Genomic DNA, 14719 nt, shown 5'->3' on the forward strand with positions numbered 1-14719 from the left:
CGTGACGAGCCCGAAGCCGTCGAATGGCCCACCGCGAGCCGTGACGAGCCCGAAGCCGTCGAATGGCCCACCGCGAGCCGTGACGAGCCCGAAGCCGTCGAATGGCCCACCGCGAGCCGTGACGAGCCCGAAGCCGTCCAGGGGGCCACCCCGGCGGAGGAGACCGCCGCCAGCCAGGAGGACCTGGCCGAGGTCGCCGCCCGCTTCGGTGTCGGCACCGAGGAACTGGCCGCGGCCGCCGCCCAGTTCCTCGCCGGGCTGGACGAGAGCGCGGAACCCGCCGACCGCCTCGGCGCGATCACGCAGATCCGCGCGGAGCTGACCGGGGCCACGAACTTGCACCCCGGGCTGGCCGACGCCGCGGCCGCCGTCGCCGAACGCTCGGTGCGTTCCGGGCCGACCGGGCGTCACACCTGGTACGAGGAGATGGAGGGGCAGCCCGACATGGCCGCCGCGGTCGCCGAATTCGAGGAGACGATGGCCGCGCCGCCCGGCTGGACCCACCGTGAGCCGGAGCCGGCGGCCGGTCGGGACCTGGCCGCCCCGGCGGCCGAGGCGCCCATCGAGGTGGTGGCGCACACCGGCGAGTGGCTCCACCCTTACCGCCGGGCCGCCCTGGACCCGTTGCCGCAGGCGGCCTCCCTCACCGACCCGGCGTTGCGGCCGGAGCTGATCGCCGCCGTGCGACGCCTGGCCGAGGTGGAGGGCCCGGTGCACATCAGCGTCGCCCTGCAGCGGATGCGCGAGGAGTGGGGCCTGGCCCGGATCACCCGGCCCGCGCGCACCGCGATCGAAGCCGCGATCGAGGAGGCGGGGGTGGCCTGGGACGGCACTTTCCTCGGTGACCCGGACCAGGCGATCCCGCTGGTGCGGCACCGCGCCGACGGCGTGGCTCGCAAGGCTGACCAGGTCGCCGACGCGGAGTTGGTGATCGCGTGCGAGAACCTGGTGATCGACGGTGGTGTCGTGCCGATCGAGGATCTGCTCGCCGCGGTCGCCCGGCTTTACGGCTGGTCGTCGCGCCGCTCGACCGAGCTCGACGCGCGTCTGACCGGACTGCTGGCCGACCTGGTCGCCGAGGGCCACCTGCTGCAGCAGCCCAACGGGCTGGCCGCCGCGCACGGGCTGCCGGACGCCATCCAGCTGCCGCGGCACGACACCGCTCGCCGCCACGCCCATCACCCCTCCCACCGCTGACGATCCACTCCCGCCGACCGGCCGTTCCCGCAGAGAAGCGGGGCGGCCGGTTCGTCGCTGAGGCAAGGCTGAGGTCTGCCCCAGGGGCAGAGTCAAGCCCGATCAAGAAAGAGGCGAACAATTAATCGGAATGATGTGAACAAATCGCTTCAACCCCGCTTCTAGCTGCGAGAATGACATTCAGGGAAACGTCGGGTTAACGATTGAAAGAGTTGCCCGCGCGGCTGGACGAATAGCGGGAATGGATTACCGTGGCGGCGTGCAAGCGGTCATGGAAGCGACCAGAACCACCGTTCGTGATCTGGTCCGGAACGAGACACCCGCCCGCCTCCGCCTGTGGTCGGCGCTGGTGGTCCTCGCGGCCACCGCCCTGCTGATCGCGACCAGCCTGGTGATGGCCCGGGTGCAGGACCAGGTCCGGATCATCGGCCGGGAGGCGGCGCCCCAGGCGGCCACGGCGGCCGACCTCTACTTCACGCTCAGCGACATGGACGCGCAGGTCACCCGCTTACTGTTGACCGGCGACGCGGACGCGCTGGCCGGCACCCGCGTCGACGCGCAGGGGCAGTATCAGGCGCGTTCTCGTCAGATCGACGCCGACCTGCAGCGTTTCCTGACGACCGCGGCAGGTGAGGGGGAGCGGTCCGTCGCCCTCGATCTCCTGGACGGCCTCACCGCCTACCACCAGCGAGTCGGCCGGACGACAACGGCCGCGGCCGAGGCCGCCGGGGGGCAGGCCACGGGCAAACTCGCCGCCGACGCCCTCGGCTACTACACCCAGGCCACGAACATCCTGCACCTGCGCCTGCTCCCGGCCGCCCAGCAACTACGGGTCGCCGCCACCGCCCGCCTCGACCAGGCCTACGCCGACAAGCGCGCCGGCGAGGCCACCGGCTACACCCTGGCCGTCCTCTTCGGCGGCTCGCTCCTGACCCTCCTGGTCTTCCTGCAGATCTGGATGGCCCGGAGGTTCCGCCGCTCGTGGAATCCCGCGTTGCTCGCCGCCACGGCCCTGAGCCTGGTGCTCACCCTCGCCTCGATGATCGTGCTCGGCAGTCAGGCCGGCCGGATGTCGAGCGCTCGCTCCGACGACCTCAACCCGTATCTCGCGTTGTCCCGGCTGCGCGCCGTCGGCTACGACGCCGCCGCCGACACCAGCCGCTATCTGGTCAGTGCGAACCTGGCGTTCTACAAGGACGACTTCACCGCCAAGTCCGACTGTCTGGCCGCGGCGAACCCGGTGGCTGTCCACAAGTGCGGCCCGGGCATCGCCGAGCTGGCCGGCTCCGATGCGCTGCAGCGCTGGCAGGCCTATCAGCGCGATCACGAGAAGGTGGTCGCGCTCGCCGACGCGGGCCGTTCGGACGGCGCGGTGGAGGCGCTGACCGGCATCCGGCGCGGCGACGCGGCATTCGACTTCGCCTACTTCGACGCCGCGGTGGGCGCTGTCACCGACGTACGCAAGCAAGGTTTTGATCGTGCCCTGAGCGGCGCGGAACGCACGCTGCGCGGCTGGGTGGTCATCCCGATCGTGGTTCTCGGGCTGGTCGTCCTGCTGGTTCCGATCGGCGTGCGCCGCCGCCTGGCCGAATACCGCTGAGAGGTCCGCGATGAAGAAGGTCACGGCGGCCGTCGCGATGGCCGCGCTCTTGTCCGTCACCGCCTGCTCCGAGCCGGAGCGGAAGGCCGACCCGGTCGCGTGCGCGGACGGTTCGGCGGCCGGGCAGGGCTCGTCCGCGCAGGCCAACGCGGTCAACGAGTGGATCAAGCAGTATCAGATCGCCTGCGCCGGCGCGGCCGTGGCGTATGCGAGCGTCGGCTCCGGCGCCGGCGTCACGTCGTTCCTGTCCGGCACGGGTGACTTCGCCGGCACCGACGCCGTGCTCGGCGACGCGGACCGGTCGGCGGCCGCGAAACGCTGCGGTGGTGCCCCGGCGATCCACCTGCCGCTGGTGATCGGCCCGATCGCGCTGGCCTACAACGTTGCCGGGGTCGGTGAGCTGCGGCTGACGCCGGCCACGATCGCGAAGATCTTCAACGGCCGGGCCACCGCCTGGAACGACAAGGCGATCGCCGCGGACAATCCGGGTGTCGTGCTTCCGGCGACACCGATCCGGGCCGTGCACCGGGCCGACAGCTCCGGCACCACCTCGAACTTCACCCGCTTCCTGGCCGGGACGGCGAAGGCGGACTGGCCCTACGAGCCGGCCGGTGCCTGGCCCGCGCCGGGCGGGGTGGCGGTCAAGGGCAGTGACCGGCTGGCCGCGGCGATCGCCCGGACGGACGGCGCGATCGGCTACGTCGAGGCCTCCTACGCCCGGGTCGGCGAGCTGACCACGGCGCTGGTCGGGGACTCGCGCGGCGGTTTCGTGGCACCGACCGACGCCGCGGCGGCGGAGGCGGTGGCCACGGCACGGCCGGCCGACGGAGGCGACCTGCGCCTCGACCTGAATTACGACGACTTGTACGGTGGTGCCTATCCGCTCGTGCAGGTGACCTACGAGGTGGTCTGCCCGTCGGGTGCGTCAGCGGTGGCGCGCGGCTTCCTGTCGTTCGCGGCGAGTCCCGCGGGTCAGGCGGCGGCCGGCACGGTGGGTTACGCGGCGCTGCCCGACGCCCTGCGGGAGCGGGTCCACGCGGCGGTCGCGAGCCTGCGGTGACCTGCCGCGGCTTCTTCGTGTTGGCGCTCACAACCCGCCACTCCCAGCATTACGCTGGGGCGGGTGATCAAGTATGGTGAGCGCTAACATTCGGATGGAGGATGGCGACGTGACGATCGGCTCGGAGGCCCTGCGCCAGGATGTCTGGCTGGCCAACCAGGTGATCCCGAAGGCCGGGCTCGCGCAGCTCACCTGGGGCAACGTCAGCGGCGTCGATCGCGACGGCGGCTACTTCCTGATCAAGCCGTCCGGCGTCTCCTACGACGATCTCACGCCCGACATGCTCGTCCCGGTCGACCTGGAGACCGGCAAGGTGCTCGGCGGTGACCTGCGTCCCTCGGTCGACACCGAGTCGCACCGCGCCTTCTACCTGGCCTGGCCCTCGATCGGCGGCATCACCCACACGCACTCCACCAACGCGGTCGCGTTCGCCCAGGCCAACCGGGACATTCCGGTCCTCGGCACGACGCATGCGGACACGTTCAACGGCCCGGTGCCGGTGACCCGCGGGCTCACCCCCGAGGAGTGCGCCACCGACTACGAGTTCAACACCGGCCAGGTGATCATCGAGCTGATCGGTGATGACGAGGCCGCGGCCGGGATGCCGGGCGCGCTGGTCGCCAACCACGGCCCGTTCACCTGGGGCGTCAGCCCGAAGAAATCGGTCGAGCACGCGATCATCGTCGAGGCGGTGGCCGAGATGGCGATCAAGACCCTGGCGCTGAACCCGGACGCGTTCACCCCGCAGCACCTGCAGGAGCGTCACTTCAAACGCAAGCACGGCCCGGGTGCCTACTACGGGAATCCCGGCGCCACCAAGTCCTGACCAGCCTCACCCGGACAGCGAGCAGCACACTGTCCGGCCCCGAGACACGGCCCGGGTCCTGACCCGGCGCCACCCGAACGACCCGGGTCGTGAACTCCTGACCCGGGTCGAGCACGCGGCGCGGGTCCGAACGGCAGACCCGCGTCACCAAGTCGACCCGCCCAGGGTGCATCCGTAGCCGGCCGTCGCGGCAGCGAACGACCGGCGCCGAACAGTACGGCATGCGCCCCGGGGCGGGCCCTCTCGGGCCGCTGCGCCCCGGCTCCGTCGAGTAGCCGGAACGACGTGCGGCCCGCCGGCCCGGGCGTAGCTGGGAGCATCGCCCGGGCCGGCAAAAACCTTTCAACCCCTTTCCCCGTACGCCGTGAGCCCGGCCGCCCCGCGAACCCTCAACAGGTCGGCGCCCACGGGCCGCCCTCGCCGTTGACTGCCGCACCGGCCGCGCGGCAGCCGTGACCGTGACACCCGCCCACCTCGCGGGTCCGACCGGCAGCCGTGCCTCCGGTCACCGGCCCCCACCCCTCGCGGGTCCGACCGGCAGCCGTGCCTCCGGTCACCGGCCCCCACCCCTCGCGGGTCCGACCGGCAACCGTGCCTCCGGTCACCGCTGCCGCACCGTCCTCACCGGCCGCGAACTTCGCTCGGGCACCGGCCCGCAGCGCGGGTCCCGTCCCGGCCGGCTCTCACCGTTGTTATGCCGCAGAACGAATGACAACGGTGAGAACCAGCCGGAGGGGCGAGCGCGCCGCCCACTGGGACCACCCGCCCCGGTCGCGGACTCCGGCGGGCGGGCGCGCGCCGCACATACCTGAGCCGAGGACGGGTTTGCTGCTCTGAGCTCGACCCGCCACGGAGGCCGCCCTCGCGGGTCTCGCGTTCTGGGCCGCCTGCGGCCCTGCGAGGCCCGCGAGGGTCCCCGCGGGAGCGGCGGAGCAGGACCACAGCGGAGTTGGGACATGAAGCATTTGATCGTGGGTTTGACGCTTTTTGATCAGTGACGCGACGGGTGCGTGAGGTCTCGGACGAGGTCTTTGACCCGCTGGCGCAGGTTGGAAGTGGCCGAGCGGGGTCGCGGCGGGCGAGTGTTCCGGGCCGGGGCGGGATCGCGACTGGCCGAGGGCGCGTTATTGCTGGTGAAGCGGGTCGTGACCGGGCCGGTGCCACCGTGACCGGGATGGGGCTCGCCGCCGGGATCGGAGCTGGAGCCGGCGGAGAGGCCCGGGTCGCGGGGATGGGGGATGACGGCCGCGGCGGAGGCCGAGTGGTCCGCGCCGGAGGCTGCCGGGCCCGCGTCCGAGGCTGCCGGGCCCGCGTCCGAGGCTGCCGGGTCCGTGGCGGAGGCTGCCGGGTCCGTGGCGGAGGCCGGCTGGTCCGCAACAGGGCAGTGCCAGGTGAACGAGGCGCCGCCCAGTGTGACCGTGGCCCCGGCCGGGCAGAGGCCCGACTCCCGATCCCGAGCAGCCGCCGTGCGGCCGTAACTGATCATCAAGCTGGTCGTGGTGGCATCGGTGTCGGTGTGGACCGCCCAGACCTCGCCGTGGCCGGTCAGGCCGGTCCCGCCGGTGGTGAGGACGGCGGCGCGGCCGCGCAACGGGATCGTGATGTCGTGGCCGAGGGTGTCGCGGACGCGCAGGGTTCCGGAGAGCCGGGGGTGCCGGCGGCGGAGTCGGCCTGTCTCGAACACCCCTCGGACTGTAACGGGAGTGAGCACCGGGGTGCGGGTTCATTCACCGTTGCGGGTGAATTACGGCATGCCGCCGAAGGGGTTGCCGTTCGGCAGCAGCATCGAGCTGACCAGGTACAACGCGAACCCGGCGAAGAGCAGGAAGATCGATCCGAAGACGAGGGCCCGCGCGGCCCCGCCGGTCTGCCCGGTGGTGGCGACCGCCCGGTCCGGCTGTTCCGGATCGAAGGCCACCGTTTGCTGTGTTCCGGTGAGATGCGACCGGAAGCTGATCTGCTCGGTGAGCACGGTCCGCACCTCGCGTCCGGTCAGGGTGGTGAACGTGACGACCGGCCGGAAGGAGAGCGAGCCTTTGCTCCCGGACTGCACCTGGTTGTCGACGACCGTGGCGACGGCGTGTTCGCCGGTGCCGGTGAGGCGGCGGACGCGGTTCCAGTGCCGGAGACCGCCAATGATCATCGCGAGGCCCGCGGCGGCGGGCAGGAGCACCACCAGAGCCGACACGACCAGCGCGAACACCGTCATCTCACCATCGATCATGAGCGGCAATGTAGCCGACCTGTCAACGGGCCGGCGCGGTGCTGGACCGCAGGATCACCTCCGGCACGACGAGGACGTGCGAGGGCGGCGGCGCGTTCCCGTCGTCCTGCGACATGTGGTTGAGGAGCAGCGACAACGCCCGCCGCCCGAGTTCTCCGAAGTCCTGGTGCATGGTGGTCAGCGGCGGCAGGAAGTATCCCGAGTCGGGCATGTCGTCGAAACCGATCACGCTGACGTCCTGGGGGACGCGCCGGCCGGCTTCGTGCAGGGCCCGGAGCACGCCGAGGGCGATCCGGTCGTTGGCGCAGAAGATCGCGGTGACGGCCGGGTCGGCGGCGAGGCGGCGGCCCTGTTCGTAGCCGGCGGCCGCGTCCCACCAGCCGGGGGAGATGGGCGGGACGACCGCCCCGGCGGCGTAGAGGGTTTCGCGCCATCCGTCGACTCGGGCCTGGGCTTCGGGCCAGTCGGGTGGGCCGGCCGCGTGGTGCACGGTGGCGTGCCCGAGGTCGAGCAGGTGCTGGGTGGCGAGGCGGGCGCCGGTGGCGTTGTCGATCCGTACCGTCGGGAAGGGATCGGCTCCGGAGCCGGCGCCACCGACCGCTACGCAGGGCAGGCCGGTCGGGGCGTGGGTGAGCGCGGTGGTCACCGCCGGTTTGGGGGAGATCGCGATGATCCCGTCCACGTCGTGCTGGGCCAGGCGGTCGACCGCTTCGAGGACCGGCCGGTGGGCGAGCTCGCGCACGGTGGCGACGCTGACCAGGTATCCGGCGGCGCGGGCCGCGCTCTCGATGCCGTAGAGCATCGATTCGGGTCCGAAGAGGGTGGTCTCGAATCCGATGATGCCGAGGGTGCGGGACTCGCGGGTGGCCAGGGTGCGGGCCGCGAGGTTGCGCCGGTAGTTCAGCGAGCGCATCGCGGCGAGAACCCGTTCCCGGGTCTCGGCCCGAACATTGGGATGGTCGTTGATGACTCGCGAGACCGTCTGGTGGCTGACCCCGGCCAGTTTGGCGACGTCGCGCATGACGCTTCCCCGCTCCTTGCCGGATCGGCGCCGGGGAGTGGAAAAGAGCATCTGGGCAGCCGGTTCGGTGTCCGGCGCGGAGTCTGAGGTCGGCATTGGACGATGTTTACCAGGTAACCGTGTAGTGGCCGCGCGTGACATCGGAGTTCTTGCAATCTTCCGGAAACAACGATCCTGATCTCTTGACGAGCACGATGAGAACGGTAACACTCACGAAACGCAAGCTGTGACGCCGGTCGCAGCGGCTTAGAGATCTCCCCGGTGCAGGTCGGTACATGCCTGCCGCTGGTCAGTTTGTTAACGGTAACAAGTTTTCTTGGAGGTTAGGGTGCGCGTGAAGTTTATGGCGGCGGCGCTGACGGGCCTGCTGGCCGTGTCCGCGCTCGCCGGTTGTGGCGACAAGGGCGACGACGCCGGCTCGGGTAGCAGCGGGGGCGACGGCAAGCTCGTCCTCGGCTTCTCCCAGGTCGGTGCGGAGAGCGGTTGGCGTACCGCCAACACCAAGTCGATCCAGGAGGCGGCCGCGGCCGCCGGTTACGAGCTGAAGTTCTCCGACGCCCAGGGCAAGCAGGAGAAGCAGATCGAGGCGATCCGCAGCTTCATCACCCAGAAGGTCGACGTCATCGCGTTCTCGCCGGTGGTCACCTCGGGCTGGGACGCCGTGCTCAAGGAGGCCAAGGACGCCGACATCCCGGTGATCCTGACCGACCGGGCGGTGGACTCGCAGGACAAGTCGCTCTACAAGTCGTTCCTCGGCTCCGACTTCGTCAAGGAGGGCAAGGAGGCCGGCGACTGGCTGGTCAAGCAGTACGAGGGCAAGACCGACCCGGTCAACGTCGTCGAGCTGGAGGGCACCGTCGGCGCCGCGCCCGCGATCGACCGCAAGAAGGGTTTCGACGAGGCGATCACGGCCAACCCGAACATCAAGGTCGTCAAGTCGCAGTCCGGTAACTTCACCCGGGCCGAGGGCAAGACGGTGATGGAGAGCATCCTCCAGTCCACCCCGAAGATCGACGTGCTCTACGCCCACAACGACGACATGGGTCTCGGTGCGATCGAGGCGATCGAGGCGGCCGGCAAGAAGCCCGGCACCGACATCAAGATCATCACGGTCGACGCGGTCAAGGACGGCATGACCGCCCTGTCCGAGGGCAAGATCAACTACATCGTGGAGTGCAGCCCGCTCCTCGGCCCGCAGCTGATGGACCTGGCCAAGAAGGTCCACGCCGGTGACACGGTCGAGCCGCGGATCCTGACCGAGGAGACCACGTTCACCCAGGAGCAGGCCAAGGCCGCTCTGCCGACTCGCAAGTACTGAGTTGAGGTAGGTGCGGGCCACTCCGGGCGACCGGGGTGGCCCGCACGGCCGCGGAACGGAGTTCATCATGGGCGAACCCGCCACAAACCCGGTCCTCGAGATGACCGGCATTCGCAAGGTCTTCCCCGGCGTCGTCGCCCTGGACGGCGTCGACTTCCGTCTGTTCCCCGGCGAGGTGCACGCCCTGATGGGCGAGAACGGTGCCGGGAAGTCCACCCTGATCAAGGTACTCACCGGCGTCTACGAGATCGACGGCGGTGACATCCGGCTCGGCGGCGAACCGGTCCGCATCGCCGGCCCGCTCGCCGCGCAGAAGGCCGGGATCAGCACCGTCTACCAGGAGGTCAACCTCTGCACCAACCTCACGGTCGCGGAGAACATCTTCATCGGCCGTGAACCGCGGACCTTCGGCAAGATCCGCTGGGGCGTGATGCGCAAGCGCGCGGCCGAGCTGCTGAAACGGCTCGACCTGGACATCGACGTGTCGGCGCCGCTGAGCACGTACTCCCTCGCGATCCAGCAGATGGTCGCGATCGCGCGCGCGGTCGACATCTCGGCCCGGGTGGTGATCCTCGACGAGCCCACGTCCAGCCTGGACGCCTCCGAGGTGGAGCAGCTGTTCCGGGTGATGCGCCGGCTCAAGGCCGACGGGGTGGCGATCCTGTTCGTGTCGCACTTCCTCGACCAGATCTACGAGATCTCCGACCGGCTCACGGTGCTGCGCAACGGCCAGCTGATCGGCGAGTACAAGACCGCCGAGCTGCCGCAGGTCCAGCTCGTCGAGAAGATGATCGGCAAGGAACTGGCGACGCTGGAGGGGCTCGAGGACAAGGCCCAATCCTCCCGTACGAGGTCTGCCGCGGCCGAGCCGATCCTGGAGGCCAAGGGGGTCGGCCGGACGGGAGCGATCGCCCCGTTCGACCTGACCATCCACCAGGGTGAGGTCGTCGGCCTGGCCGGGCTGCTCGGCTCCGGCCGCACGGAGCTGGCCCGCCTGCTCTTCGGCGCGGACAAGGCCGACCAGGGTGAGATCAGCATCGACGGCAAGCCGGTGACGCTGCGCGACCCGCAGGTGGCGATGAAGCGGGGGATCGCCTTCTCCTCGGAGAACCGCCGCACCGAGGGCATCATCGGCGACCTCAGCGTCCGGGAGAACATCATCCTGGCGCTGCAGGCCGCCCGCGGCTGGACCCGCCCGATCCCGCGCCGCAAGCAGGACGAGATCGTCGACAAGTACATCAAGGCGCTGCAGATCCGGCCGGCCGACCCGGAACGCCCGGTGCGCAACCTGTCCGGCGGCAACCAGCAGAAGGTGCTGCTGGCCCGCTGGCTGATCACCGAGCCGCGGCTGCTCATCATCGACGAGCCGACCCGGGGCATCGACGTCGGCGCCAAGGCGGAGATCCAGAAGCTGGTCGCCGAGCTCTCCGATGGCGGCATGGCGGTGCTCTTCGTCAGCGCCGAGCTGGAGGAGGTCCTGCGGCTCAGCCACAAGATCGCGGTCCTGCGGGACCGTCGCCTCATCGAGGAGCTGGACAACAGCGTCGGGGTCGACGCCGATCGCATCATGCAGTCCATCGCCAGCGGAGCAACCTCATGACCATCCTCAAGAACCGGCTGTTCTGGCCGGCCGCCATCCTGTTGGCGCTGCTGATCGTCAACGTGTTCACGTCCAACCAGTTCATGACCCTGCAGGACGGACACCTGTTCGGGACTTTGATCGACATCCTCCGGGGCAGCGCGCCGCTGATCCTGGTCTCGCTCGGCATGACCCTCGTCATCTCGACCGGCGGCATCGACCTGTCGGTCGGCTCGGTCATGGCGATCTCCGGCGCGGTGGCCTGTCTGCTGATCAAGGACCTGGGCAACCAGAACGCCGTCGGCTCGGTCCTGCTGATCATGGCGGTCGCGATCGCCGTCTCGGCCGCGCTCGGGCTGTGGAACGGCGCGCTGGTCGCGGTCGTCGGCATCCAGCCGATCATCGCGACCCTGATCCTGATGGTGGCCGGGCGCGGGCTGGCCCAGCTGGTCACCGGCGGGCAGATCATCAACGTGCAGTCCAGCCCGTACGCGACGATCGCCACCGGGTTCTTCCTCACCCTCCCGGTCGCGTTCCTGATCGCCATGGCGGCGGTCGCGCTGATCACCGTGCTCACCCGGCGGACCGCGCTCGGCCTGCTGCTCGAATCGGTCGGCGGCAGCCCGAGTGCCAGCCGTCTCGCCGGCATCCGGGCCAGACGAATCACGATCATGGTGTACGTCGTGTCGGGCGCCTTCGCCGGCCTCGCCGGCCTGATCTACAGCGCCAACATCAAGAGCGCGGACAGCATCTACGCCGGCAACCTGATCGAACTCGACGCGATCCTGGCGGTCGTGATCGGTGGCACCGCGCTGATCGGCGGCCGGTTCTCCATCCTCGGCACCGTGCTCGGCGCCGTCCTGATCCAGACGTTGCAGGTGACCGTGGTCGGCATCGGCGTGCCGTCCAAGGCCACGATGCTGTTCAAGGCGGTCGTCGTCGTGGTGCTCTGTCTGTCCCAGTCCCCGATCTTCCGCGAGAAGGTCTTCGGCCGCTTCAAGCCGCGTCCCGCGGTCCGGGCGGAGGTGCCCGCATGACGACCATCGACGCCACGCCGCCGGCCGCGGACGAGAAGGGCACGGCGGTCAACCCGCGCCGCCGCGTCTACCGGCCGAACGGCAAGTACATCCCGATCCTGGCCACCCTGGCACTGCTGGTCGCCATGTACGTCGCCGGCATCGCCAACTACCGCAACTTCGACCAGCCCAGCGTCGTCGTCAACCTGTTCCGGGACAACGCGGTGCTGCTGGTCGTCGCGGTCGGCATGACGTTCGTGATCCTCACCGGCGGCATCGACCTGTCGGTCGGCGCGGTCATCTCGCTCACCACCACGCTGACCGCCACCCTGCTGCAGGGCGGCTGGCCTCCGCTGCTGGTGCTGCCGCTGGTGCTGCTCCTCGGCGCGCTCCTCGGCGCCGGGATGGGTGCGGTGATCCACTACTTCAAGGTGGAGCCGTTCATCGCGACCCTGGCCGGGCTGTTCCTGGCCCGCGGGCTGGCGCTCTTCATCAACCAGGAGTCGATCCCGATCCGGGACAAGCTCTGGACGACGCTCTCCGACATGCGCATCCCGCTCGGCGCGCACACCAAGACGACGCCGACCGCGATCGTGGCCCTGTCGGCGGTGCTGATCGCGGCCGCGATCCTGGCCTGGACCAGGTTCGGCCGCAACGTCTACGCGATCGGCGGCAGCGCCGACTCCGCACTGCTGATGGGTCTGCCGGTGGCCCGGACCCGGATCGCCGTCTACACCGTCAGCGGGTTCTGCGCCGCGCTCGGCGGGGTGCTCTACACGATCAACTCCACCTCGGGGCACGCGCTGCAGGGCAGCGGTACCGAGCTGGACGCGATCGCCTCCTGCGTCATCGGTGGCGTCCTGCTCACCGGCGGCGCCGGATACGTCATCGGAAGCCTGCTGGGCGTGCTGGTCTACGGCATGATCGGCACGATCATCAACTTCCAGGGTGACCTGAACTCGGCCTGGACCCGGATCGTCGTCGGCGTCCTGCTGTTCGGCTTCATCGTCCTGCAACGCCTGGTCACGCGGAGAGCGCGATGACCGAGTCGTACCTGCAACGCCTGGTCACGCGGAGAGCGCGATGACCGAGTCGTACCTACAACGCCCGGTCACGCGGAGAGCGCGATGACCGAGTCGTACCTACAACGCCCGGTCACGCGGTGGGCGCGATGACCGAGTCGTTCCAACCGCGCCTGGTCATCCGGAGGGCAAGATGAGTAACGGGGAAATCTGGTTCCTGACCGGCAGCCAGGGCCTCTACGGCCCGGAGACCCTGGATCAGGTCGCCTCCCAGTCCCGGGAGATCGCCGAGAAACTGAACGCGCAGCTCGACGCGGACGTCATCTGGCAGCCGGTGCTCACCAGCGCCGAGCAGATCCTCGACGTGTGCCGCCGCGCGTCGTCGACCCCCGGCGTGCTCGGCGTGATCACCTGGATGCACACGTTCTCGCCGGCCAAGATGTGGATCGCCGGCCTGGACGCGCTACGGGCCCCGCTGCTGCACCTGCACACGCAGCACAACGTGGAGCTGCCCTGGTCCGAGATCGACATGGACTTCATGAACCTGAACCAGGCCGCGCACGGCGACCGTGAGTTCGGGTTCATCGAGACCCGGCTCGGCGTGCCGCGCAAGACCGTGGCCGGGCACGTCAGCAACCCGGCCGTGGCCGCGCGGATCGCCACCTGGGTGCGGGCGGCCCGCGGCTACTCGGCGATGCGGTCGTTGAAGCTGGCCCGGTTCGGCGACAACATGCGCGACGTCGCGGTGACCGAGGGCGACAAGGTCGAGGCGCAGCTGCGGTTCGGGGTCTCCGTCAACACGTACGGCGTCAATGATCTTGTCGACGTGGTCGATCAGGTGCTGGATGCGGAGATCGACAAGCTGGTCGGCGAGTACTCGGACGTCTACGAGGTCGCCGGCGTCCTGCTCGACGAGAAGAAGGAGTCGCTGCGCTACGGCGCCAGGATCGAAATCGGACTCCGGCAGTTCCTCACCGACGGTGGCTTCAAGGCGTTCACCAGCAATTTCGAGGATCTGGGCGGGCTCAAGCAGCTGCCCGGGCTGGCCGTGCAGCGGCTCATGGCCGACGGTTACGGTTTCGGCGGCGAGGGCGACTGGAAGACGTCGGTCCTGGTCCACACCCTGAAGGCGATGGCGCCCGGTGGCGGCACGTCCTTCATGGAGGACTACACCTACGATCTGACCCCGGGCAACGAGGTCATCCTGGGCGCGCACATGCTCGAGGTCTGCCCGTCGATCGCCGCGTCCACGCCGAAGCTGGAGATCCACCCGCTCGGCATCGGTGGCCGTGAGGACCCGGTCCGCCTGGTCTTCGACGCCGCACCCGGCAAGGCGATCGTTCTCGGACTCGCCGACCTGGGGGAGCGCTTCCGCCTGGTCGCCAACGAGATCGAGGTGGTGCCGCCGACCGCGCCGCTGCCGAAGCTGCCGGTCGCGCGCGCGGTGTGGAAGCCGGCCCCGTCGCTCTCCACGTCGGCCGAGTGCTGGCTGACCGCGGGCGGCCCGCACCACACGGTCCTCTCGTCGGCGGTCGGCGCCGAGGAACTGGCCGACCTGGCCGACATGCTCGGCACCGAGCTGCTGCTCATCGACGAGAACACCACCACCAGGCAGTTCGCCAAGGAGGTCCGCTGGAACCAGGCCTACCACCGCCTGGCCCGCGGCCTCGCCCGCTGAGAGGCAGCCGAGCAGGCTGACGGCCGAGGCCGCCCGGAGGTGCCGGGCGGCCTCGGCGTCTCTCACCCCTTCCCGCGTACGTCTCTCCCCCCGCCCGTCGAGGCCGATCGCGCCAACGGCTCAGGTGTCAGCGCCGCCGGTCGATGGCATGACGGATACATCCGGCTTACACGGCAGG

General features: G+C 70.1%; 12 protein-coding genes. 9 read left to right on the forward strand and 3 right to left on the reverse strand.

Annotated elements, in window-relative coordinates:
- The 4 genes from ACH442_RS04030 to araD all read left to right on the forward strand — a co-directional run.
- The coding region (locus tag ACH442_RS04030) for a DUF3320 domain-containing protein (RefSeq protein ID WP_396121085.1) at positions 1 to 1197 on the forward strand (1197 nt) is incomplete at its 5' end.
- 259 nt (positions 1198 to 1456) lie between these two features.
- The gene (locus ACH442_RS04035; protein WP_396121086.1) at positions 1457 to 2797 is read left to right on the forward strand and encodes a hypothetical protein; all 1341 of its coding nucleotides are present in this window, start codon (positions 1457 to 1459) and stop codon (positions 2795 to 2797) included.
- A gap of 10 nt (positions 2798 to 2807) precedes the next feature.
- Positions 2808 to 3857 (forward strand): phosphate ABC transporter substrate-binding protein PstS, encoded by a 1050-nt coding sequence (pstS, locus tag ACH442_RS04040; protein WP_396121087.1) that lies wholly within the window; start codon positions 2808 to 2810, stop codon positions 3855 to 3857.
- Positions 3858 to 3966: 109 nt separating this feature from the next.
- Positions 3967 to 4683 carry an L-ribulose-5-phosphate 4-epimerase AraD gene (gene araD / locus ACH442_RS04045; RefSeq protein WP_396121088.1) on the forward strand — a complete coding sequence of 239 codons (717 nt, stop codon included), beginning with the start codon at positions 3967 to 3969 and terminating at the stop codon, positions 4681 to 4683.
- Positions 4684 to 5674: 991 nt separating this feature from the next.
- Here the strand turns inward: araD and ACH442_RS04050 are convergent.
- Genes ACH442_RS04050 through ACH442_RS04060 form a run of 3 tightly spaced genes read right to left on the reverse strand, consistent with a single transcriptional unit; the run spans position 5675 to position 7928 of the window.
- Positions 5675 to 6367, reverse strand: a complete 693-nt coding sequence (locus ACH442_RS04050; RefSeq protein ID WP_396121089.1) for a hypothetical protein — start codon at positions 6365 to 6367, stop codon at positions 5675 to 5677.
- A gap of 60 nt (positions 6368 to 6427) precedes the next feature.
- Positions 6428 to 6907 carry a DUF3592 domain-containing protein gene (locus tag ACH442_RS04055; protein WP_396121090.1) on the reverse strand — a complete coding sequence of 160 codons (480 nt, stop codon included), beginning with the start codon at positions 6905 to 6907 and terminating at the stop codon, positions 6428 to 6430.
- Positions 6908 to 6929: 22 nt separating this feature from the next.
- Positions 6930 to 7928 (reverse strand): LacI family DNA-binding transcriptional regulator, encoded by a 999-nt coding sequence (locus tag ACH442_RS04060; protein ID WP_396121091.1) that lies wholly within the window; start codon positions 7926 to 7928, stop codon positions 6930 to 6932.
- 343 nt (positions 7929 to 8271) lie between these two features.
- On the opposite strand from ACH442_RS04060, the gene ACH442_RS04065 reads away from it, so the two are divergent.
- The 5 genes from ACH442_RS04065 (at position 8272) to araA (ending at position 14541) form a co-directional block, all read left to right on the forward strand.
- Complete coding sequence (locus ACH442_RS04065) at positions 8272 to 9246, forward strand: ABC transporter substrate-binding protein (RefSeq protein ID WP_396337070.1); 975 nt, start codon at positions 8272 to 8274, stop codon at positions 9244 to 9246.
- Between the two features lie 67 nt (positions 9247 to 9313).
- Positions 9314 to 10846 carry a sugar ABC transporter ATP-binding protein gene (locus ACH442_RS04070; protein WP_396121092.1) on the forward strand — a complete coding sequence of 511 codons (1533 nt, stop codon included), beginning with the start codon at positions 9314 to 9316 and terminating at the stop codon, positions 10844 to 10846.
- A complete protein-coding gene (locus ACH442_RS04075; RefSeq protein WP_396121093.1) occupies positions 10843 to 11862 on the forward strand; it encodes an ABC transporter permease in 1020 nt (339 codons plus the stop codon). Before ACH442_RS04070 ends, ACH442_RS04075 begins: the two co-directional genes overlap by 4 nt.
- The gene (gene yjfF / locus ACH442_RS04080) at positions 11859 to 12884 is read left to right on the forward strand and encodes a galactofuranose ABC transporter, permease protein YjfF (RefSeq protein ID WP_396121094.1); all 1026 of its coding nucleotides are present in this window, start codon (positions 11859 to 11861) and stop codon (positions 12882 to 12884) included. The genes ACH442_RS04075 and yjfF overlap by 4 nt, the downstream gene beginning before the upstream one ends.
- Positions 12885 to 13056: 172 nt before the next feature.
- The gene (gene araA / locus ACH442_RS04085) at positions 13057 to 14541 is read left to right on the forward strand and encodes an L-arabinose isomerase (protein ID WP_396121095.1); all 1485 of its coding nucleotides are present in this window, start codon (positions 13057 to 13059) and stop codon (positions 14539 to 14541) included.
- Positions 14542 to 14719 lie beyond the last annotated feature (178 nt).

Origin of the sequence: Actinoplanes sp. NPDC020271 (genome assembly GCF_044388125.1) — a bacterium.
In the GTDB taxonomy this organism is placed as follows: Bacteria; Actinomycetota; Actinomycetes; order Mycobacteriales; family Micromonosporaceae; genus Actinoplanes.